We start from the raw sequence: 21,611 nt of genomic DNA, 5'->3' as shown, positions 1-21,611 counted from the left end.
GCCTTGATTGGCAATCTGACGACCTGCCTCGCCGGTCGCTTTTCTGACATGATCGGAGCCGTTTCGCGTGCCGATGTGGTGGATGTCTCAGGAGACCGTTACCCAACACTAACGAAAAGCTTGACAGAATGTGTAAAAGCCTGTTGGATGTTCGAAACGCGGGGGCAACGTTGCTCGTATACGCGTAGAAAAATAATCTAAGGGAACTTGGTGGCAATGAAGCCCGCAACACATCGTGTTGGCGGGGTTTTTGTCGTTTGTGAGGTGGAATGGGTGAGTTGACCTGCAAGATCGGCATATTGATTTCAACAACTGGCGCTTATGCAGCAGTTGGACGTGCGATCTTGAACGGAACCTTGCTGGCATGCGCGCAGATAAATGCCGACAATGATCTGGGGGTCACTCTGGAGCCGGTGCATTACAACCCCGGTGGTGATCTGGAAGAATACTCGGTCGCGACCAAAAAGATGATCGACGCCGGCTATCGTCATGTCGTGGGGTGCTATACGTCATCCAGCCGCAAGGAAGTTATTCCACTTTTTGAAAAGTATGATGCGCAGCTATGGCATCCATCCCACTATGAAGGCTTTGAAAGCTCTCCAAACGTAATCTATACGGGGGCCTCGCCGAACCATCATATGTCACCATTGATGGACTACCTCCTAACCCGATATGGTCGCAAAGCCTTTTGTGTTGGCTCCAACTATATTTGGGGTTGGGAAAGCATCCGTGTCCTGCGTGAATATATCCATGTGCGCAAGGGGCGTGTTCTGGCTGAGCGTTATCTCGGTGTTGGCGAGACGGACTTTCAGAAGATTATCGAAACCATCTTTGAAGAGCAGCCGGATTTCATATTCAATGCTTTGATCGGCGACTCTTCATACGCCTTTTTCGAGCAGTTTCGACAGGCATGTGAGGCACGCGGTATCAATCAGACTGAACGCTTCCCAATAGCGAGTTGCAATCTTTCTGAACCCGATCTTACCGAAATAATGCCCGAGTGCAGAAATGGGCATATCAGCTCGTCCGTCTATTTCTCGACCCTTACCAATCCTGAAAACTGTTGTTTTGTGGCTGAATATAATCAGGCTTTTCCCGACGGGCCGCCTCCTGCCGCAGAAGGTGAAGCCGCCTATATCGCCACCATCATGCTCGGAAAGGCTATTGCTGCGGCTAATTCCATCGATCCCATACTGGTTAGAAACGCTGTCGCCGGAATGCAGTTCCAGGCACCGCAGGGACTGGTCACAATAGACCCCGAAACATATCATGCCTATCTGACGCCGCGGATTGGACTATCGACCCGGGATGCGGAATTTGAAGTGCTGATCGAGGCACCAGGGCCTGTGCGACCCGACCCCTATCTCGTATCCGCAGATAGCCTTGCTATAACCTCAATTGGTCAGGCTAATTTGAGGGTTGTACAATGAGCAGCCGCTTCATACAGAACTTCAAAAACCGCCGTGGGATCATTGTTTCGCGTGATTTCAGAGCAATTGGCGCTTTAGATTCGACCCTCCCAAAACTGGGCCTGAGTGCGTCCTATGTACCGCTTAAAGCGGACAGTGCAGAACTGTTGGAATCTGATCTCAATGCCGATCGTGATGTGTTGTTTGTGGATGGCGATCTCGATAACCCACTTTCGCTTCCTGTCAGTCCGGTCAGCGGGTTGGCATGTGTTCCGATTATTGGTCTGGTTGGTGTCGAAGCTCCAAGTCGTTTGAAAGGGCTTGTGCAGTCAGGTGCGACGGCCTTTCTGCGCAAACCCGTTTATGGATCAATCGTCTATTCCGCAATTGTTCTTGGCATCAACTCTTACCAGCAGCGACAGCAGATGGAGACCACAATTGCTCTCCATGAAATGCGCCGCCAGCAGCGCCGTAGTCTGATCAAGGCAATTGTCGAGATTATGCGTCGTCACAATGTCTGTGATGACGAGGCCTACAACCTTCTTCGCAAGGAAAGCATGAAATCGCGAATGAATGTTGAAACATACGCAGAATACTTCATCAGCGAACTGATGAAGGTGGACGACCGCGAAACAGAAACCATTCAAAGGTCAACGATCGCGAAATAACCTCCGAGGAGAATAAAAAATGTCTATTGTCAAGAAAACCGCAGCTTTTGCGGTAACGGGAACACTTGCGCTTTTTTCTGGTGCAGTACTTGCTCAGGAGCCGATTAAGATTGGTGTTCTGGAAGATCAATCTGGCGAATTTGTCGTGCCTGTTATCGGCAAGGTCCATGCAATTCAGCTCGCGACCGAAGAAATCAATGCCAAAGGTGGTATTGCAGGACGCCCGATTGAGCTGGTCATTTATGACACCCAGTCGGACAATACACGCTTTCAGGAATTTTCACGACGCGCGCTGCAACGCGATAAAGTTGATGTGATTTTCGCAGGCTTTTCATCGGCTTCCCGCGAGGCCTACCGGCCGATCGTGCGCCAGTTTGACGGCTTCGCCTTTTATAACAATCAGTATGAAGGCGGTGTCTGTGATGCCAATATGGTGATTACGGGTGCTGTGCCGGAACAGCAGTTCTCGACCCTCATTCCATGGATGATGGAAACCTATGGGAAGAAGGTTTACACCATCGCCGCAGATTACAATTTCGGCCAGATTTCCGCTGAATGGGTCCGCAATATCGTCAAGGAGAATGGTGGCGAGATGGTGGGTGAGGAATTCATCCCGCTCGGTGTGTCGCAATTCTCGCAGACCATTCAGAATATCCAGACGGCTAAGCCCGATGTGGTTGTGACTTTGCTGGTTGGAACAGCGCAGGCCTCCTATTATGAACAGGCTGCATCTGCCAATCTGAAATTGCCTATGGCTTCATCGGTTAATGTCGGACAGGGTTATGAGCACAAGCGTTTTACGCCACCTAGCCTTGCCAATATGCATGTGACGACAAACTATATCGAGGAAGTTGATACGCCTGCGAGCAAGGACTTCATCGAACGCTTTCACGCCAAGTTTCCGAATGAACCTTATATCAATCAGGAAGCTGCCAACTCCTATATTGCAGTCAACCTCTATAAGCAGATGGTTGAGCGTGCCGGTGGTTCAACCAAGCGGGATGACTTGCGCAAGATAATCGCCGAAGGTGATGTTTGCTTTGACGGTCCGTCAGGAAACACCTGCCTTGATCCCAAGAGCCAGCATATGTCGCACACCATCTATCTGGCCAAAGTGGGCGATGACCACAGCGTTTCTTTCCCAAAAGTCTGGAACGATGTGAAGCCTTACTGGCTGGGTGATGCAGGTTGCGACCTGACGAAAGGCAATCCGGGCGAACAGTACACACCATCTAATCCACCTTCGAAGCAGTAAGGGTCTGATCCGGCACGCACTTGGTGCGTGCCGGTAGACCAGATGTCTCCCGATTAAGGATTATTATGATGGAGCTATTGGGTTCTCTTTTCGCTGCCTTTTATCAGTTTGGCGATGCTTTTGCGTTTCTCGTTCTCTCGGCGTGCGGACTGGCAATTATTTTCGGCATGATGGGGGTCATCAATCTCGCGCATGGAGAGTTCATCATGTGCGGTGCCTATGTGACCGTAATGACCACAAAGGCCGGTTTGCCATTACCATTGGCGATAATCACGGGTGCTTTAGTGGCCGGTCTCATCGGTATGCTGCTTGAGCGGCTTGTAATTCGCCATCTCTACGGACGCCCGCTTGATACGATCGTGGCGACATGGGGCATCAGTCTGATTGCGACACAGGGAACGCTCATTCTTCTGGGTTCAACGATGCAGGGTATTGGTACGCCATTGGGATCATTCACTCTGGGTGCTCTGTCCTTCTCAATTTACCGCATGGTCCTGATGCTGGCTGCGCTGGCGATCCTTGCAGGTCTCTACCTTATCTTTAACAAGACCCGCTTCGGCATCCTTGCCCGCGCGACCATTCAGGTCCCTGACATGGCCAAAACGCTTGGTGTGAACACGGACTATATTTATGCGCTGACGTTTGGTCTGGGCGCTGGTCTGGCAGGGCTCGCTGGCGGGCTTTATGCCCCAACTATGACCCTGGTGCCGACAATGGGCTCAAGCTTCATCGTGGAGTCATTCGTAACCGTTGTCGTCGGTGGCGCTGATGTCTTTCTGGGTACTGCACCGGCTGCGGCCATTCTCGCGGTCGTCAAGGCAAGTCTTACGTCCATGTATGGCCAGCTGTTCGGACAGATTGGGTTGCTCGTGGCTGTAATCATCGTCATTCGTGTGCTGCCAAATGGCCTTTCAGGGCTTTTCATCAAAGGAAAAGGTTAATGGCACTCAAGCTATTCGGGCATCTTGAAGGCCCGCAAACCAAGGGGAAAGGCCCTGTTTTCTGGAGTGGCTTCTTAGCCGTTGTCCTACTCGCGATCATTTATCCAATGTTTGCTGACGGATACACTATTGGAAATAACGTTTACTTCCTGATCTGGACATTCATGGCTATGGGGCTCAGTCTCATCTGGGGCTATGGTGGTGCCTTGTCGTTTGGCCAAACAGCATTCTTCGGCGTTGCGGGTTACGCTTATGGCGTTCTGACGATCAATATCGGTGATGCTTTCGGATTTACCCTCGTGGCGCTGGTGCTGGCAATTCTCCTTGCTGGTCTGTTTGCTGCAGTCATTGGCTATTTTCTGTTCTATGGGCGGATAACGGGTGTGTTTCTGGGCATCGTCACCCTTTCGGTTACGCTGGTTCTGGAACGCTTCATGGCGCAGACCGCAGGCCCGGAATGGGCGATCGGAAAAGCCCGCCTTAACGGTTTCAACGGCATGAGCGGTATGCCGCCAATTACTATTCCGTGGTTTGGTGGCGATATTGCTCTATATCCCGATATTGGGCTCTATTATGTCGTTCTTGGCCTCGTCCTGATCGTCTATCTGGGGTTGCGGATTCTGTTGAACTCGCCATTTGGCAATGTTCTCGTTGCCATTCGCGAAAACCCACAAAGAGCTGAAATGCTGGGCTATGATGTTCGTCTCTATCAGTGGGGGGGCTTTATCATAGGTTCAATGCTGGCTGGTCTTTCGGGCGTTCTTTATACGGCTTGGGGTCAATATATTACGCCATCAAGCATGAGCATTACGGCCGCCGCACTTCCGATTGTCTGGGTTGCAGTTGGTGGGCGCAGCGACATCACAGCGACGCTGATTGGAACAATTCTGGTGCTCGCAGGATTTCAGGCACTTACAATTTATGGCGCTCAATACGCACTGATTGTCATGGGTGCTCTGCTTGTGTTCACAGTGCTCCTTGCGCCGCAAGGTATTGTGCTGGGGCTGGCTAATCTGGTCGGGCGTGTTCTGTTCTTCAAACAGAAGAGGTCAGCGTCATGAATATTCTTGAAACACGCAACCTGCATAAGCGCTTTGGTGGTCTGCATGTAACCAATGATGTCAACTTTCAACTCAGGAAGGGGGAGATCCATTGTTTGATTGGACCCAATGGGGCGGGGAAAAGCACCCTTTTCCGGCTCATTCTCGGCGAGTATCTGCCGAGCGAAGGAGATGTTCTTTATAAAGGCGAGACAATTACGCGACTGAAATCGTTTGATCGGATCGACCGCGGTATCAGTGTGAAGTTCCAGGTGCCGGGGATATTCAAGGAGCTGAGTGTTTACCAGAACCTCGAAATAGCCGTTCAACGAAAGCATCGCGGTTCAGAACTCAAACGCGAAATCGAACGTCTTTTAAGTTTCCTGAAGCTTGAGGATTCCACCACAAAACTTGCCGGCAATCTCAGCCATGGCCAGAAGCAGTGGTTGGAGATCGGTATGGCGATCAGTCTTGAACCGGAACTGCTGCTGCTCGATGAGCCCACGGCAGGCATGACCCCGGACGAAACATTTGCCACCGGCGAAATGGTTCAACAATTGAATGCGCAGGGAGTGACCGTGCTGGCCGTTGAGCATGACATGGCATTCGTTCGGCAGATTGCACAACAGGTTACAGTTCTGCATTTTGGTAAAATCTTTGCGCAAGGCTCGATCGAGGACATCGTCAGGGATGACCGGGTCGCCGCAATCTATCTGGGGCAGGCCGATGCATAAGGAAATTCTACTTCAAACACGCGGTTTGTGGGCTGGATATGGTGGCAAGCCCGTGCTGCAGGGTGTCGATATCGATGTGCACAAGGGCGAAATCGTAGCCGTCATCGGTCGGAACGGCGTTGGTAAGTCGACACTTATGAAATCGCTTATCGGGCTTTTGCCAGCTGACCGAGGATCCATAAGTTTCAATGAACAGGAGCTTACGCATTTGCCTCCGCACAAGCGGGCACGCCATGGTATCGGCTATGTTCCGCAGGGTCGGGATGTATTCCCCCGGATGACGGTTGAAGAAAATCTGGCTGTTGGCGAATCCATTACACCGGGTGCCAGTAAAGAGCTTTACGACGATATCTATGTCCGGTTTCCAATTCTCGCAGAAAGACGGCATCAACGCGCCGGCACAATGTCGGGCGGACAGCAGCAACAATTGGCAATTGGTCGTGTCTTGATAGGACGCCCCTCTCTTATTCTTCTCGACGAGCCGTCGGAAGGGATTCAGCCAAACATCGTGATGGATATCGCGAAACTATCAGTCGAACTCAACCAGAAAACTGGAGTGTCTATCATTCTCGTTGAGCAGAATATCGATATGATCCGCGCCATGGCCCAGCGCTGCTATGTCATGGACAAGGGACGTATCGTTGCAACTCTCACAGCCGAGATGTTGGAAGATCGCGACACGGTGCGCAGATATCTGGCCGTGTGACGATGCCAGTCTCGCATTTCTCAGTTTGGCTAACCCAATATTCGTTTGTTCTGGGCCGGGAGCTGCTCGGAAACTTGAGCCATTCCAAAATTATTAAAGGAGACTTCTATGTCCTGGTTTGATGAATCGATCATGGTCCGCAAAGGCGTTGCAAAAGGTATCGCTGGAAAAAGCCATCACATCAGTGAGGAAGTGCAGGGCAATTATCAATATGTTTATGGTTCCTATGTTGAGCCTGTTCTGCATGTAGAGCCGGGCGCGGTCATTTCTGCTGAGACGCACGACGCTTTTGAAGGAAAAATCCGGAAAGAAACCGACAAGCCTTCAGAGATTTTGAATTTTCCATTTCTGAACCCCCAGAATGGACCAATCTATGTCGAGGGTGCCGAGAAAGGCGACACTCTGGCGGTATATATCAAAGAAATCCGTCCGCGCGGTGAGCAACCGTCGGGCACCACTGTCATCATGCCCGAATTTGGCGGTCTCGTGCCGACAGCAGATACTGCAATGCTGAATCCAACATTGCCGGAAGTGGTCAAGAAGTTGCACATCGATGCTGAAAAAGGCGTCAAGTGGAATGATCGTATCACACTGCCATATGAACCTTTCATCGGTACAATTGGCACCGCACCGGAAATCGAAGCTATCAGTGCTCTCGTCCCGGATTATTATGGTGGCAATATGGATTTGCCTGATGTTGCACCGGGCGCAGTCATTTACCTCCCCGTGCAAACCAAGGGTGCCTATCTGTTTCTTGGCGATTGCCATGCCGCACAAGGTGATGGCGAACTTTGCGGTGTGGCCGTTGAACATCCAACAGTGACGACCATTCAGGTCGATTTGATCAAGAATTGGACTATCCGTATGCCGCGCCTGGAGAATGAAAAATTCTATATGACGGTTGGTTCTTCCCGCCCGATGGAAGACGCGGCTCGACAGGCCTACAGGGAGTTGATCCGCTGGATGGCGGCTGATTTCGGTTTCGATGAAATAGATGCCTATATGCTTTTAACACAGGCAGGACGTGTCCGTCTTGGTAATATGGTAGATCCAAAATACACACTTGGAGCTTCCATTTTGAAGTCGATATCCGGCATTGCAAAATAGCATCACGCTACGGTGTGGCGCACAGTATGAGGCGCCACCACAACTCTCCGAGTACAAGCAATGTTTTGGTGGTCTCATCGGGAGTCTTCTAAACAGTATGACGTCAAAATTAGAGCCGCGTGTCTTTCTGGAGTCCTTGTTCGATGCAGCGGTTGCTGCTGCTGATCCTGAACTGGTGATCCGCGCCAATCTGCCTGCCAAGCCGAAGGGCCGGACGATTGTGATCGGTGCGGGTAAGGGCTCGGCGCAGATGGCGGCTGCATTCGAGCGGGCATGGGCCGAGCGGCATGAGGGTGAGGACGCGCCACTCGAAGGTATTGTCGTCACGCGCTATGGCTATGGTGCGCCTTGCAAAACCATCGAGATCATCGAAGCATCGCACCCGGTGCCTGATGATGCCGGGCTTGCGGCCTCAAAGCGACTGTTCGATGCAGTGTCGAACCTGACGCAAGATGACCTTGTGGTGGCGCTTGTCTCTGGTGGAGGGTCTGCCTTGTTGCCATCGCCGCCCGAAGGTCTGACACTGGACGACGAGATTGCGGTCAACAAAGCGCTGCTGGCATCTGGTGCGCCGATTTCGGCCATGAATGCCGTGCGAAAACATCTCTCAACCATCAAGGGCGGGAGGCTGGCAGCGCACGCACATCCGGCAAAGGTTTTCTCGCTGGTGGTTTCGGATATTCCCGGTGATAACCCTGCCTTTGTCGCATCCGGGCCCACTGTGCCCGATAAAACCAGCCGTGACGAAGCCCTCAAAATCATCGACCGCTACAAGCTTGAACTGCCGGAGGCGGTGCTTGCGCATATCAAAAGCGAGAAGGCTCATGCGCCGAAGCCTGACGACACGATCTTTGCCGACAATGAAGTGCGGGTAATTGCGTCAGCAGCCGTCTCACTGGAGGCCGCAGTCAAGGAAGCCGAGCGCCATGGCGTCGAGGCGGTGATCTTGTCTGATTCAATGGAAGGCGAGGCGCGCGAAGTAGCGCATGTTCATGCAGCAATCGCGCGTGAAGTGGCGGATCGTGATCGCCCGTTCAAAAAACCGGTTGTTCTGCTTTCTGGTGGTGAGACCACCGTGACCATCCGTGCCAAAGGCGGCAAGGGTGGCCGCAACAGCGAGTTTCTGCTGGCTTTTGCGCTCGATATTGATGGCTATGCGAATATTCATGCGCTGGCAGCAGATACCGATGGCATTGACGGTTCGGAAGATAATGCCGGAGCTTTTGCCGACGGTACAACGGTTTCGCGGCTGCAAAAGGCTGGCGAAGATGGTGCGACCCGGCTTAATGCCAATGATGCATGGACGGCATTTGACGCAATCGATGATCTGTTCATGCCCGGTCCTACCGGAACAAACGTCAATGATTTCAGGGCGGTTCTGATTATGAGATAACACGCCTGATCGCTGAGAAAGCCAAATCTGCCCGGCAAACTTTCCAATCCCAGCATCACGATTCCTGACTCCTAATCGAAGCTTCAGTCCAACCAGTGCGATGCTGGCCCAGCCAGCCTTTAGCGTCAAGACAATCAGGCTTCAGCTCACACCAATATTTTCTACATCGGCCTTAGCTGTTTGTGAAATTTTTAGCGGAAATTTCAGCCTCAAATCGAAGCTACCATATGGCCAGCAGGGCAAATTTGGTTGTGCAATCTTAAACGGAAGACGATAGAGTTGCTGCCAAATAGCGATTTTTTCTTGCGCTAACCATCAGGGTCCATCCGCAGTCATTCTTCTCGAGATAATTTCGCAGTGAATGTCCCACTAAAGGTCGAATTGCTGCGTTCAGTTTTTTGGACGTTAGTACACGGCGGAAACCTTTATGAGCAATCGGCGTAACGGATCGGAGCTCGCAAATTGAAAACTTTTCTTCAACTAGTTTCGTGAGCTCATGACGGTCAACCCACCGTCTGACCTGTCCTTCTCCTGGTGGGGGGAGGTTGCAATAGTTTTCCAGTACGTGGCGGTTCTGGGTCGCGAGAAATAGCAAACCGTCTTCTTTCAGAAGCTCGGATATTCTGCATAAGAATAGTTGCTGGTTTTCTACATGGGCGAGGACTTCCAAGGTTACGACGAGGTCGAAAGAGTTTTTTTCAAATGGGAGATTGAAAAAGTCGCCTGCTGTAAACTGTACATGGGGCCATTTCTTTTGGGATCTTTGAAGAACGTTGACCGAAAGGTCTGTGCCGTGAACTTTACCAAAAGGCGATAGTTCGTTGCAGAACCAACCCGAACCGCAGCCCACTTCCAATATATTGAGATCTTTTCGTTTGAGTTCACGAAGCCAACCCAACACGACTTCTGCTTGGCGGTTCGATATTTCCGGACGCTCACGCTCGCGCGTGCGCGCGTTCCAATCGTCCCAAAATTGTTGTTGCTGTTCTATATTTGCCATTCCGCAATTTTGCTGGATGCATGAAAAAACGCCAATCTAGCAAAAGGATTAGTTACCTACTGCTTTTGTTGCCTCAAGGAGATACCAGCACATACCGACTGATGAACTAAGCAAGAGCAGCGGGATCATTTTCGTTCTAAGTACGAATACCGCAATGAGGCTCGCAATAGTCAATGCAAGCGCTGGCATATTCAGCCTCTGCCAAACTGGTATCCAGATATTGATCAAACCCAACTGATGTCTGCCGACTTCCTGAAACAGGACATGCATAGCGAACTAGATAGCAAGGTTCATTATCAGACCGACGACGGATGCCGTTATGACTGTGAGCGCGGCCGAAATAGCCTTGTTACCGCGTAAAGTCTCAACGAACGGTGCTCCCAGAAATATCCAGAGAAAGCCGGGCAGAAACGTAACCCAAGTGGTCAGAACTCCTGCGAATGTAGCTGTGACGTGAGGATTCAGATCGCAGGGAGATCGATAAGCTGCGAGAAATCCGACGAACTGAACGACCTGGATCAACGGGCCATGAGTCGTTTCCGCCATGCCGAGACCATCCAGCATTTCGCCTGCAGTGATCCAGCCAAACCTTTAGACTGCTCCCTGAGCGACGTAAGATAGAACGGCATAGGCTCCACCGAACGTAACCATCGTCATTTTGCAGAAAAAGATGGCGAGCTGGAAGAAGATGTTCTGCGGGCCAAGACCGACGTATAGGCCGAGCACCGGGCCGAGCCATAAGAACAAAAGCACTAGAGAAATGGCGACTGACCATCGCAAGTTAGGTATCGCATGGGTAGGGGTGCTTTCGCCGATTAATGAATCCTTGTCTGCAAGAGCATTAGGCGCGCGTTTATGCCACCTCCTGTTTGAAAGCTCGTTGACCCAAAATGTGCTGCGATCAAACCGGTAGCCCCGGCCAAAGCTACGATCAACGGGAAAGGGAGACAGAAATATTGCGAGAAACGCTGAGGCTACGAGCTCCGCAAACACTTTGAATGGCGAACGAATGTCATTTGTAAATTGGTTTTTACGGATCATGTGTGCCACTTCAATGCCTGCGATTATTGCTGAGGCTGAATGAAAAGCCTTGAAGCCCAGCATCTGCCTGGCGATCCTCTTGATGAAACGATGGTCCTGTTCAAGGATGTTGCTGAGGTATTTGACCTGCAGGATTTCAATCGCTTTGCTTGTGCCGGTAATTTCAGGATTGCATTTATCGCCTGCGCTCCACCCAAATTCGCTCCGCTTTTATCAACGACAATCTTGTGCAGAACGCCATTGCTTGTGATAGCTTTCTTAAAGAAACGGCGTGCAGCGCCTATCGTGCCAGCCGACAATCTTCCTAGGATAGGGAACACACATCAGATCCATTCGTCATGGTGTGCTATGATCTAGGCACACGCACGATCTATGCATCCGGTGCTTTCAATTCATTAGAGTTACTTGATGCAGTTCTGGATATGGAGCGCATTGGAAAGAGGTAATCCCGATTGGCAATGCGGCCGCCGCCTGATATTCAGTGCAGCCTCCTTCTGAAAATGACCCTCGACGTGGAATTTATGGGCTTCCGGCTTGCAGCTTCATAAGAGACAGGTAGGACGAGTCTCATCTATCCAAGTTATGACCTCATCTTCAAACCAGCCAAAATACGCTTTTAAGATCGTACCTATCGGCAGATGATCCGCTAGTGGTGTTACCAGTTGCAGGCGCAGAGTATTCAACCTCCCTGTAAGGGGTAGCATCTCCGCGACGCAGAAGTCTGGTCGCCCGTCGATCTCAGCAGCGAGAGCCTTAAATACTGCTTCCTTGGCAGAAAAGGCGATTGTGATCAGCTCCGTTTGCCGAAGTAGCGGTTCTCCCTCCAACCAAGTACGTTCATTTGCGTTCAACGCAAGTGATGATACGGCCTGCAGTTCTGTCCCATGTAAGATTTCCTGGACATCCACCCCCAAGCGGCGGTTTCGTACCCCCTCAATTAATGCCACACTTTGAGCGATATGACTGATGGCACCTGTTCGGCCAACAGGCCAGACAGGTGCACCAGTTGCTCCACGCGGCAGTTTATGAATTCCGATTGCGCAACGCGCCAAGCAACGCCCTGCATAGAATTCAATCTGACGTTTCCGTACCGCATGAGAGAGACCAGCTTGAGCAATGATTTGATTGAAACCTTCGGCAGTGGTGTCAAATCGGTCAGCATCGAACTGCGCAAAACACAGTGTAACATCAGGCGAAATAGAACCTAGAAAAAGTGATGTGAAAAAGGGCAACGAGTTCTCACACGCCTGCTCTCTCATAGGAACGAGAATATCGGTTAGGATGTGCTGATGGACTTCAATCATATATATCTCGAACACTTGCCGATAATTTTTCTCTAAGCGCTCTTCGAGACCGTTAGGTCAATGGCTGATGAGGTTACCCCTTTTCGCCGTTAGCAGAGTGCCCGAATGACACTGGAGTGCGCCATTAGGCCGAACCCAGTGTGTTGCGCTTCAGAATTTGGATTCTGGCCGGTGGATACAACTCATCGATGACATCGAAAGCATCAAGGGTCTTGATCGGGAACTTGTGGGCGTGCATGAGCATGCAGTTATAAAACAAGCTGCCTATCAGCATGGGACCGACGCCACCGACTACAGGGGCAAAATATCCTGCCTTACCCTTAATCGCTGCCGCATTGACAGAGCCTTTTAACAACGGCAGCTTCTTGTCCGGATTCAATGGGTGGTAGCGTTCTCCGACCATGCTGGCAAGAAAGTCGACCACAATTGCTCCAGGCTTAATCCAATTATCGTCGAACCAGTGAATCTCGCGGCTAGTAACAAAGATTCCGTCAGCTGTCTGGCATATTCGTCGCGCGTCGGAGTAATCAGGCGCAATCAACGAAATTGTTGAGTTAGGAGGCAGAGCACCGACGGATGCAGCGCGAATATTAGTGCTGGCTATAATGTCGCTTTCGGACAACTCAGTCTGCGCAAGAATGACCCAATGTTTGCCAGATTCATAAAGTCCGTAAGCACTGAGGAGGAGTTTCAGTGCTTGTGGAACGCAGATGTCAAAATCGAACGATTGGAGGCTGGTCGGAAAAAGGCGGGCAAGGTTAGTAGGGTGCAGACCCTCAGCTTCCTTCTCCGGAAGGATCGTATTTATCACCGAGACGACGTCAATTGCGACCGGCAACGGTTGCAACACCAAGATCGCTGTAATGCTCTTGCAGACATTTAACTCGCTAATGCGAGAGCAAAGTTGTTTCTGGGACGTGTCGTCCGGGAGATTGATGTTTTCTATGTCACACCCGGCACGACTAGCGCAAATTCTATGCAAATCCAACGCGGTTTCAGTCATCAAATTGCCATTGGCAATGGAAACAATTGCCAGCCGAGGCCGGGAACCGAATTGATTGAAAATTGTATCGTTTTGCTGTTTGACCATTTGCAACAGGTCGGTCGCAATCTTGTTGCCGTCTAGCGTAAGGGTCATTTTAAAATGTCCTTTTTCTTCGGCCCAACCACTAAATTGGCGATGAAGATAGCGGCGGCGGCCAATGGCACCTGAACGACTGTTCCAGCCAGAAAAGCCAGTACTGCTTGGGGCAGTGTCATGAGACCAATATTGACAGTGTGCCATGCGAACAATCCGCCCAACGGCAAGATCAAGACAATCGCACTCCAGAAGCCAGGCGAGATTTTGTGAAACACTGGCACGGCAAGGACATGAAAAAGCCCATTGGCGACGATAGCAGCAAAGGCGAGGGTAAAAAGTAGGAGAGCGGTAGTCTTGCCTGAACAGACCGCTATCAAAGCGACAGTACTGTAAGCGATCCAAAGCAGGAAGGTCGCTATGAAGAACGGTTTTTTCCTATAGCGTTGCGCGATCCGCGGTGGAAATTTTGCTGCCATCCACCCTTCGATGCCGACGGTTTCTTCAATATTGTGGATGGCAAAAACTATGATTGATACAATAATTAAATTGATAGAAAACGGATCCAGCATCATAATATAGCCTCCGTGTGTGGCTGTTTAGTGAGCGGTTGCCACAGCCAATCGTCACTCAACAAAGCACGGAATTTATCTCGAGCTGACGCGATGTTCTCAGGTATCGTAAAGGCGGTATAATGATCGCCAGGTAGGTTTTCGATCCGCAAATATCCAGTAATATAATTCTGCCAGGCACTGTGTTCTACCGGAGCGATGCCGAGATTCTGCAGGATCAGTGGGCATTCTGACACTCCGACGTTGAAGAGAACAGTATTGACCGGGGCAGGATCGCGACGGCCAGGACCGCACAACATGGAATGGTTGACGACCCAAATTTGATAAAATCGAGCGAGATCATCAGCTTGTAATCCGATGGGAACTATACCTTCGGCGAGCAACCTATCTATCGCCGCATCCAATGACAGCCCACGATAGCTTTTGGCAATATCTTCTGTCGCAACAGTGAAACCACCGGTACGTATCATTACAGAGTGTATAATTAACGCAAATGTCTCGACCAGTTTTGCGTCACTAACCAGACTGGTTCCGTACGCATGCGGCGGATGGCTGTCAAACAGCATAATATTAGGCGAGTAACCGTATCTATCGGCAAAAATATGAGCCATTTCATAAGCGACATTCCCGCCAAAGGAATAGCCGCCCAGTATCAAGTTCTCCACTTTGAGGTTTTCATGGATAGCATCGACATAGCGGTGGGCGAGATCGGTGATTGTAAGATTGCCCGGCGAGACTAAAAAAGCTCGCGGGAACGGAATCCCATAAACGCTATACTCCTCTTCGCTGATCGTCTCGCAGAGATCAACATAGGTTGAAATCGTTCCACCTGCTGGATGCACCAGCACTATGCTGCGCCTTTTCTGACTAGGAACGATGCAAACAAGCTTCGCCCGCACTTCACTCGCCCCAGTGTCAGCAGGCACGGCTTTGGTCAACAATTCTGGAGGTGAGTCAGATACTTGAGAAAGCCGGTGATCCAGCTCCCTTGCAATGGCAGCCGGAGTGCCTAGTTGCATCGCTATGGATACGGGAATTTCGATGCCAAAACGCTCCTGTATATCGAACAGAAGGTCGATAAGCATAATTGAATCGCCGCCTTGCTCCGTGAAATCGACATGCGGCTGAATTTTTTCAGCACCAAGTCTAATAGTTGCAAGTTCCAGGAGGCTTGCCAGCGTGCCGCCTTGTGGGACTAGCTTTTGGCTGACCGGCTTATCTTTGTTGGGTGTGTCCGTGTCGTCCGGCTCAATCCAATATGATTTACGATCAAAACCATAGCCCGGTAAGGGTAAGCAAACTGTCGGGCATTCAGCGAACAATGACATGAAATCAGCGTCTGTACCACGGCACCAACGGGTGCCAAAAGCGGTAAGCGTGTCCGTCGTATCCGAAGGTACTCGCAACAAGAGTTGTTCCACCGATCGCAACTGGGTGAGCAGGTCATCAAGTGTTTGGGCAACAAATGCAACACGAACAGGCCAGAATGTCCTGCGGCATGCCAACGTGTATGCAATATCGATGAGCCGCCACTCATTATTCTCGATTATGGACGCTGTGCGGTTAGCAAGATCAAAAAGAGCTGTTTCACTTTGGGCTGAGAGAAGAAAAAGCTCACATCTATTACAGGGAGGGTATTGCCTGCGTGGAGGGGAGGCCATCACGATATGTGCATTCGTGCCACCAACACCAAAAGAGCTAACGCCAGCATGGCGAATGCTATGCTCTTGCAACATAGAGCCGCTCACTATGAGAAATCCCTTACCTTCCAAATTGAGGTCAGGATTTGCCGTGTCAAAGCTGGCCGCAGCAGGTATGGCTTGCCGGTCAAGCACCATAGCAGCCTTGATAACACCGGCAATGCCTGCTGCTGCATCAAGGTGACCGATGTTTGGCTTTAACGTGCCCAGTCGAACCGTGTGCCCCTTTCTGCCGGATAAGGCCATGGCAAGTGCCTCGGCTTCAACCATGTCTCCCAACTTTGTTCCGGTACCATGAGTTTCGATATAATCCAGTTCATCGACCGCAATTTCAGCCACCTCAATCGCCTCGCGAATGACTGATGCTTGTCCCCGGACTGTTGGAGACATGAAATTTGCCTTTTCACCGCCATCGTTATTGATGGCAGTAGCCCGGATCACAGCAATGATCTGATCGCCATCTGCGACAGCAGCTGTATACGCTTTGAGCAGTATGACACCGCAACCATTGCCCTTAACAGTGCCAGCAGCGTCGGCATCAAAGGCCCGACAACTCGGCTGATCGGAGAGAATACCTCCGGGTTTGTGGATATGACCGGCATCTTGTGGCAGGCTCAGACTAACACCGCCAGCAAGTGCCATCTCACACTCACCAACAAGAATGCTTTGGCAGGCGAGATGGGTGGCAACAAGCGAACTGGAACATGCTGTCTGGATCGTAATTGCGGGGCCGCGCAGATCAAGACTATATGAAACCCTGCTGGCAAGGAAATCTTTATCGTTATGAATCAGTATCTGGTAGTTATCCGCTGTTTCTCGCTGACAACTCTTGAGAATGTTATTGAAAAGGTATGTACTGAAACTCGTCGAGCCGAAAACCCCGACAGCGCAACCGGCAGTATTTCCAGCATATCCACCGTTCTCTAGCGCCTGATAGGCACATTCAAGAAACATGCGATGCTGCGGGTCGGTTAAAGTCGCTTCATACGCTGACATTCGAAAAAAGGGTGCATCGAAAAGGTCAATATCAGGAATTGGAGTCTGAACATCTACAAACCCCAACTGGGTTCCGTTTATTCGACCAGTCGGACGCATGACAGAGTGCCGCTTGGTTAGAAGTTTCCAGAACTCGTCAACAGTTTCAGCTTCAGGAAAACGACATCCAATTCCAATAATAGCTATTTCATGAGAAGTTGTGGTCATAGCAATCCTCCGCACTTTCGAGAATGGTGTCGCCGTGACAGTCGCTGCTGGGCTCTACTCTCAATCGCAAGGGATGTGTCACATAGAGTACTTAAGCTACGAATAAGCTCTACCTGGGCATGGATCGTAGGGCGGTCCAGCAGCATTGCGACATTCAGCTGTTGAGCAATTTCTTGAGGTAGAAGTTCCCGCAGACGTGGTGTGAGTATATTCATCATTAATGAATCTCCCCCCGCATCAAAAAAGCCGGTTTGGTGCGAAGGTACGTCATGGCCGAGCACAGCGCTCCATATTGACGCTATTTGCAAAGCCAAATCATTATTCTTGGCGGATGGCATAGAAAGCGTGGACTGCTTTAAGGACGCAAAAAAATCAGCCTCAAGATAAAGCTGATCTATTTTACCGTTTAAAGTCATGGGCAATTCGTTCAGCGCAACGAAATACGCTGGGATCATATAGATTGGCAGATGTCGTCTCACCCTCTCGCGTATATACGCAGGATCAAACCAACTTTTGGTAACATAGTGAGCGACCAGCCTCTTCTCACTATTGGGAAATGTAAAGCAGTTAACACTGCATGCTCGCACGCCAGAAATCAGAAGGAGCGCGGTCTCAATTTCCGACAATTCGATCCGATAACCACGCAATTGCACCTGTCTATCGCGACGACCAATATAATGAACCGTACCATCCGCAGCGTAACGAGCGAGGTCTCCTGTGCGATACATCAATGAAAATCGTAAAGGCTCGACAGGATTTGGAACGAACACATTGTCCTGATACTGTGGCTTAACCAGATACCCTTGACTGACACCGGGGCCTGCCACCGCAATCTCACCGACCTGATTGATTTGAGCCAAAGTACCGGCATCATTTATAATATATAGGCTGAGATCCTGAATAGGGCCGCCGATATTACTGATCGATCCGGCGATATCGGTTATTGTAATGTCATGATGGGTGACATGAATCGTTGTCTCGGTAATCCCGTACATGTTTGTGAGACGCGTACGTTCCAGGGGGATACTTTCAATCCATTCCGCCAGAGTATTCGGATTGAGCCTTTCCCCGCCAAAAATCACCTGACGCAACGCCATTTGGTTAATCTTCGGATGAGACAAAATACTCTTTGAGAGGTGAATAAAAGCGGTTGGTGTCTGATTCAGCACCGTCACACCCTCAGCAATCAAGAGACTGGAAAGACTGTCGCAATCTTTACAATCATCAGAGTCAGCGATGACAAGTCGGCCACCAAAAAGAAGAGCGCCGAAAATCTCCCAAACAGAAAAATCAAAAGCATAAGAGTGAAATTGCAGCCAAATATCCTCTTTTCCAAAACCAAATCTGTTCGCAGTTGCAGAGAAAAGCCGTGTGACATTCCCATGCGAAACCTGCACACCTTTCGGGCGGCCAGATGATCCGGAAGTGAAGATCACATAAGCAATGTCTCCAGGCGTTACAGCGGCAGAAACGTAGCTCTCAGCAGCCAAGTTCTCAAAAAGAAAGACATGATCTCGCGGCAGGCTGGCGAATTTCTCCCAAAAAGCAGATTGTGTGACGACGGGAGGTAGATCTAAATCTTCGAGAATATAATCCAGTCGGTCTGTTGGTGTTAGAGGCTCTACCGGTACGTAGGCACGTCCGCTTTTCAAAACACCAAGGATTGCGGCGATCTGTTCCGGCCCGCGATCCATACATATGACCACTTTGTGCTGATTTGAACTCAGATGCGCCGTCAATCCTGCCGCATAACTGTTAGCGAGTTTATCGAGTTCACGATAAGTAATGTGCCGTCCCCGATGTGTCACCGCAATCAAGTCAGGGGTGCTCACAACCTGACGTGAAAACACATCAGGTATGGTTTCTGTCGGGCTCTGTTCCTGAGCGAAAAACTGCTTATGGAACGAATTCACTGCACCATAAAGCAATATATCGTCGATACGCGTACATGCACTAAAAGCAATTGCAACTGACCGCACATGCGCTTCCAAATCGGCAGCTTGAAAAAGTACGCTAGATGAGTTGATTTCGATGTGAATGTTATCACCAACATCCCAAGTGACCCAGCTAATCGGATAGCTAAAATTGGGAGAGGCTAGCGGTAATACTCGCGTGGTTACCTGTGGGAAAAATGGAGCCATTTCGCTGGAATAATATGTGAAGACTGCATTATAGATTTGTCGCAAAGCACCAATGTTTTTTTCCTGGAACAATTGGTCAGCATGATCTTCAATCGTTATGTGCTGATGCCGCATGAGGAAGCGCAATTGACAATCAATACTGGCACAAAGTGCCTCGATTGTCTCACTAGCATCAAGATCGACGAACAGCGGTAATACGTTCACAAAGCAGCCGAGAAAATTCTTGTTATTCCGAGTACGACCGCTAAAGGGCAATGTGATCACAAATTGCCGCTGTCCGCGCACACGTGCGCGGACGAGTGCAAAATAAGCAAGGCTTAGAGTGCTCTTTCGGATATGAAGGCGCTCAGCACAGTCGCAAAAAGCGGTCTTTTCAGTTTTATTCAGCAACACAACTGTTCGGCGACATGACTCAACATTTGGTGCATCTGCATCTGCATTGAGCACACCGCTTGTCGCTCCATTGATAAATTTTCGAAGAGCTTCAACAGACCGCGCAATACTATCCGGTTTCGTCGCGTCCTCATCTGTCTCGCTGGCAATGTACGGGTTGATTAGAGCACCCGTTTTTCTTGCAGTGTAGACTTCAACAATTTTTCTAAAGTGAGAATAAGCGCTAAAGGCATCTCCGATAGAGTGATGGAGAACAAAAGCGACATAGAAGCTTTGTGAACTATGCCAATAGAAACGCAACCGAATGAGAGGGTCGTTGGTTAGATCGAAACGTTTTTTAAGTAAAATTTGTGCATCCGAAGTCACGAATTCATCTGCATCGCGTTCATAAAGCTGAGATATATCCATATCATCAAATTGCAGCCGTAAGCGATCATTCCGTTCAATCTGAACTATATTCTTACCATCAAGAACAAAGTTTAAACTATATATGGGTGATGCGCTGATAATTTCTATTACGCTTTCCTTGAACATCAGTAGATCGAGTGGGCCGCAAAAATGTAAGCACAACCCCATATTGTAGGTGGGATCGTCTTGATGCGACAGAGAATAGTGAATGATCTTTTCTTGAATGGTTCTTATACGCATGGCTGCGCCTCCCAACGGCATCCATTCGCTTTCGTTGAAACCTTTCCTCTTTTTAAAAAGGCATGTGATGAAGAATATACAGCATCTTTGACGGTATAAATATTGAATGAAATAGGGATAACAGGATTGCGATGTTAGTCGCACCACCTCTAAGGATAAGCTGAAAATACGTGTAAAACCGGTTCAATAACTTACGTTTGGAAAACCCGACCGGGTTCAATTGAGACAGCTAAACATACCATTTAGCCCTCAGCCGGAACCGACCCCACCAACGCTTCATTTTTCCTTTTCGCAAGCATATTTTCCATTACCTGTGCAATATATGCACAGTGAGGTTCCGCAGGCTGCCACGCAATCTTGCCAAGTCTTGTATTGACAGATTGCTGGCTTAGCGGCTTCCGGCTTTTCTGTCGTTGCCAGATGAACGATGGTCTCAGCTGGATCAGACGATGGTAATGTGGACGCGCTCTTTAATGCTGTGTTTGAACCCGCATAAGCAGTTGAGGCATTCATTAACACCAATCCAACAACAACCAAGAGTGAGTACGGTTTCATGATGGTCTCCTTATACTGTTTATGGGGAGTCCCCGTTCTCATATTATGCGCTCATTGTTGTGCGAACACACACCCAAGTCTGCGTGCCGCGTGTCGCCGCAGCCTAGCTGACCACCACTTTACCGGCTGCATCAGGCTTTCAGCCTGCGCGTTTTGTGAAATGCCCTGTTTGCAACAGAACCACTGTTCAGCAGACACTGCGAATGCAACCGTACGACGATCAGCAAGGCGGTTCAGCAGGGGCGACAGCGTACAGAGACAGCCATCTTGCCAACCGAGCCGCTTGTGCAAATGGTTTCGGCTATTTTGTGGGGTTTGACCGAGAATAACAGCAAATTCGTGCACGGCAGAAAACGGGTAAGGGAAGACATTCAGTATCTAATTCAGCGCCAGTATGCAGGCCGAAAACTAAATAATTGCAATTACCGTTTAATTTTCAGCGGTGAAACCGAAGCTGATTTGAAAGAACAGATTGACGAAATTTTTACTGAGATCAACCGTTTGGCTGACTGACGGGAAAGTTGGGCGGAAGAAATGCAGGTTGCGTTGGAGTGCCACGGTGTGGGGTAGTTGGTTGATCATCGGACGCTGGAGGTACAGCGAGACGAGGCGTTTGATCGGGCGCAGGGCGATGAACGCACGGAGCTTCAACAGACGGTGCGAGCACTGTCACTGGACCGGAAACCGTTGCCACAACTGCCCAGTAGGCGTGGTATCTGAAGG

General features: G+C 50.0%; 18 protein-coding genes and 1 pseudogene. 9 read left to right on the top strand and 10 right to left on the bottom strand.

Annotation, left to right across the window (positions count from 1 at the left end):
• Positions 1 to 269 precede the first annotated feature (269 nt).
• The 9 genes from C9380_RS21420 (at position 270) to C9380_RS21380 (ending at position 9,253) form a co-directional block, all read left to right on the top strand.
• Entirely contained in the window at positions 270 to 1,430 is a 1,161-nt protein-coding gene (locus C9380_RS21420) for a transporter substrate-binding domain-containing protein (protein ID WP_105535470.1), read from the top strand.
• A complete protein-coding gene (locus tag C9380_RS21415) occupies positions 1,427 to 2,077 on the top strand; it encodes an ANTAR domain-containing response regulator (RefSeq protein WP_105535471.1) in 651 nt (216 codons plus the stop codon). The genes C9380_RS21420 and C9380_RS21415 overlap by 4 nt, the downstream gene beginning before the upstream one ends.
• 19 nt (positions 2,078 to 2,096) lie before the next feature.
• A complete protein-coding gene (locus tag C9380_RS21410; protein WP_128094600.1) occupies positions 2,097 to 3,332 on the top strand; it encodes an urea ABC transporter substrate-binding protein in 1,236 nt (411 codons plus the stop codon).
• Between the two features lie 68 nt (positions 3,333 to 3,400).
• On the top strand, positions 3,401 to 4,273 hold the full coding sequence (locus C9380_RS21405; protein ID WP_128094834.1) for an ABC transporter permease subunit: 873 nt from the start codon (positions 3,401 to 3,403) through the stop codon (positions 4,271 to 4,273).
• On the top strand, positions 4,273 to 5,334 hold the full coding sequence (locus C9380_RS21400) for an ABC transporter permease subunit (protein ID WP_128094599.1): 1,062 nt from the start codon (positions 4,273 to 4,275) through the stop codon (positions 5,332 to 5,334). Before C9380_RS21405 ends, C9380_RS21400 begins: the two co-directional genes overlap by 1 nt.
• Positions 5,331 to 6,047 (top strand): ABC transporter ATP-binding protein, encoded by a 717-nt coding sequence (locus C9380_RS21395; protein WP_100558247.1) that lies wholly within the window; start codon positions 5,331 to 5,333, stop codon positions 6,045 to 6,047. The genes C9380_RS21400 and C9380_RS21395 overlap by 4 nt, the downstream gene beginning before the upstream one ends.
• Positions 6,040 to 6,753 (top strand): urea ABC transporter ATP-binding subunit UrtE, encoded by a 714-nt coding sequence (gene urtE, locus C9380_RS21390; RefSeq protein WP_128094598.1) that lies wholly within the window; start codon positions 6,040 to 6,042, stop codon positions 6,751 to 6,753. Before C9380_RS21395 ends, urtE begins: the two co-directional genes overlap by 8 nt.
• Positions 6,754 to 6,861: 108 nt before the next feature.
• Complete coding sequence (locus C9380_RS21385; RefSeq protein ID WP_105535477.1) at positions 6,862 to 7,860, top strand: acetamidase/formamidase family protein; 999 nt, start codon at positions 6,862 to 6,864, stop codon at positions 7,858 to 7,860.
• 97 nt (positions 7,861 to 7,957) lie between these two features.
• Positions 7,958 to 9,253, top strand: a complete 1,296-nt coding sequence (locus tag C9380_RS21380) for a glycerate kinase type-2 family protein (protein WP_128094597.1) — start codon at positions 7,958 to 7,960, stop codon at positions 9,251 to 9,253.
• A 259-nt stretch (positions 9,254 to 9,512) separates the two neighbouring features.
• On the opposite strand, the gene C9380_RS21375 is transcribed toward C9380_RS21380, so the two are convergent.
• The 10 genes and pseudogenes from C9380_RS21375 to C9380_RS21330 form a co-directional block, all read right to left on the bottom strand.
• Complete coding sequence (locus C9380_RS21375; RefSeq protein ID WP_128094596.1) at positions 9,513 to 10,253, bottom strand: class I SAM-dependent methyltransferase; 741 nt, start codon at positions 10,251 to 10,253, stop codon at positions 9,513 to 9,515.
• Positions 10,254 to 10,529: 276 nt separating this feature from the next.
• Positions 10,530 to 10,832: a chromate transporter gene (locus C9380_RS21370; RefSeq protein WP_282183942.1), complete on the bottom strand. Its 303-nt coding sequence runs from the start codon at positions 10,830 to 10,832 to the stop codon at positions 10,530 to 10,532.
• Between the two features lie 393 nt (positions 10,833 to 11,225).
• Positions 11,226 to 11,572 (bottom strand): annotated as a pseudogene (locus tag C9380_RS21365) (DDE-type integrase/transposase/recombinase); the annotation flags it as partial.
• 264 nt (positions 11,573 to 11,836) lie between these two features.
• Complete coding sequence (locus tag C9380_RS21360; RefSeq protein WP_128094594.1) at positions 11,837 to 12,598, bottom strand: 4'-phosphopantetheinyl transferase family protein; 762 nt, start codon at positions 12,596 to 12,598, stop codon at positions 11,837 to 11,839.
• A 124-nt stretch (positions 12,599 to 12,722) separates the two neighbouring features.
• A complete protein-coding gene (locus C9380_RS21355) occupies positions 12,723 to 13,736 on the bottom strand; it encodes a bifunctional 5,10-methylenetetrahydrofolate dehydrogenase/5,10-methenyltetrahydrofolate cyclohydrolase (protein WP_164844708.1) in 1,014 nt (337 codons plus the stop codon).
• Positions 13,733 to 14,251 (bottom strand): HXXEE domain-containing protein, encoded by a 519-nt coding sequence (locus C9380_RS21350; protein WP_128094592.1) that lies wholly within the window; start codon positions 14,249 to 14,251, stop codon positions 13,733 to 13,735. The genes C9380_RS21355 and C9380_RS21350 overlap by 4 nt, the downstream gene beginning before the upstream one ends.
• Complete coding sequence (locus tag C9380_RS21345; protein WP_128094591.1) at positions 14,248 to 17,151, bottom strand: beta-ketoacyl synthase N-terminal-like domain-containing protein; 2,904 nt, start codon at positions 17,149 to 17,151, stop codon at positions 14,248 to 14,250. The genes C9380_RS21350 and C9380_RS21345 overlap by 4 nt, the downstream gene beginning before the upstream one ends.
• Positions 17,148 to 20,333: a non-ribosomal peptide synthetase gene (locus C9380_RS21340; protein ID WP_164844707.1), complete on the bottom strand. Its 3,186-nt coding sequence runs from the start codon at positions 20,331 to 20,333 to the stop codon at positions 17,148 to 17,150. Before C9380_RS21340 ends, C9380_RS21345 begins: the two co-directional genes overlap by 4 nt.
• 276 nt (positions 20,334 to 20,609) lie before the next feature.
• On the bottom strand, positions 20,610 to 20,888 hold the full coding sequence (locus C9380_RS21335) for a hypothetical protein (RefSeq protein ID WP_128094589.1): 279 nt from the start codon (positions 20,886 to 20,888) through the stop codon (positions 20,610 to 20,612).
• A gap of 429 nt (positions 20,889 to 21,317) precedes the next feature.
• Entirely contained in the window at positions 21,318 to 21,539 is a 222-nt protein-coding gene (locus C9380_RS21330; protein WP_128094588.1) for a hypothetical protein, read from the bottom strand.
• Positions 21,540 to 21,611: the final 72 nt, after the last annotated feature.

Source organism: Brucella pituitosa, from assembly GCF_003049685.1.
Classification (GTDB): domain Bacteria; phylum Pseudomonadota; class Alphaproteobacteria; order Rhizobiales; family Rhizobiaceae; genus Brucella; species Brucella pituitosa.
This window is presented reverse-complemented; position numbering and strand designations above follow the sequence as displayed.

Excerpts from the sequence above, each read along its gene's own strand:
- C9380_RS21420 (WP_105535470.1), top strand. The coding sequence starts at position 270 with ATGGGTGAGTTGACCTGCAAGATCGGCATATTGATTTCAACAACTGGC.
- C9380_RS21415 (WP_105535471.1), top strand. The coding sequence starts at position 1,427 with ATGAGCAGCCGCTTCATACAGAACTTCAAAAACCGCCGTGGGATCATT.
- C9380_RS21410 (WP_128094600.1), top strand. The coding sequence starts at position 2,097 with ATGTCTATTGTCAAGAAAACCGCAGCTTTTGCGGTAACGGGAACACTT.
- C9380_RS21405 (WP_128094834.1), top strand. The coding sequence starts at position 3,401 with ATGGAGCTATTGGGTTCTCTTTTCGCTGCCTTTTATCAGTTTGGCGAT.
- C9380_RS21400 (WP_128094599.1), top strand. The coding sequence starts at position 4,273 with ATGGCACTCAAGCTATTCGGGCATCTTGAAGGCCCGCAAACCAAGGGG.
- C9380_RS21395 (WP_100558247.1), top strand. The coding sequence starts at position 5,331 with ATGAATATTCTTGAAACACGCAACCTGCATAAGCGCTTTGGTGGTCTG.
- urtE (WP_128094598.1), top strand. The coding sequence starts at position 6,040 with ATGCATAAGGAAATTCTACTTCAAACACGCGGTTTGTGGGCTGGATAT.
- C9380_RS21385 (WP_105535477.1), top strand. The coding sequence starts at position 6,862 with ATGTCCTGGTTTGATGAATCGATCATGGTCCGCAAAGGCGTTGCAAAA.
- C9380_RS21380 (WP_128094597.1), top strand. The coding sequence starts at position 7,958 with ATGACGTCAAAATTAGAGCCGCGTGTCTTTCTGGAGTCCTTGTTCGAT.
- C9380_RS21375 (WP_128094596.1), bottom strand. The coding sequence starts at position 10,253 with ATGGCAAATATAGAACAGCAACAACAATTTTGGGACGATTGGAACGCG.
- C9380_RS21360 (WP_128094594.1), bottom strand. The coding sequence starts at position 12,598 with ATGATTGAAGTCCATCAGCACATCCTAACCGATATTCTCGTTCCTATG.
- C9380_RS21355 (WP_164844708.1), bottom strand. The coding sequence starts at position 13,736 with ATGACCCTTACGCTAGACGGCAACAAGATTGCGACCGACCTGTTGCAA.
- C9380_RS21350 (WP_128094592.1), bottom strand. The coding sequence starts at position 14,251 with ATGATGCTGGATCCGTTTTCTATCAATTTAATTATTGTATCAATCATA.
- C9380_RS21345 (WP_128094591.1), bottom strand. The coding sequence starts at position 17,151 with ATGACCACAACTTCTCATGAAATAGCTATTATTGGAATTGGATGTCGT.
- C9380_RS21340 (WP_164844707.1), bottom strand. The coding sequence starts at position 20,333 with ATGCGTATAAGAACCATTCAAGAAAAGATCATTCACTATTCTCTGTCG.
- C9380_RS21335 (WP_128094589.1), bottom strand. The coding sequence starts at position 20,888 with ATGAAACCGTACTCACTCTTGGTTGTTGTTGGATTGGTGTTAATGAAT.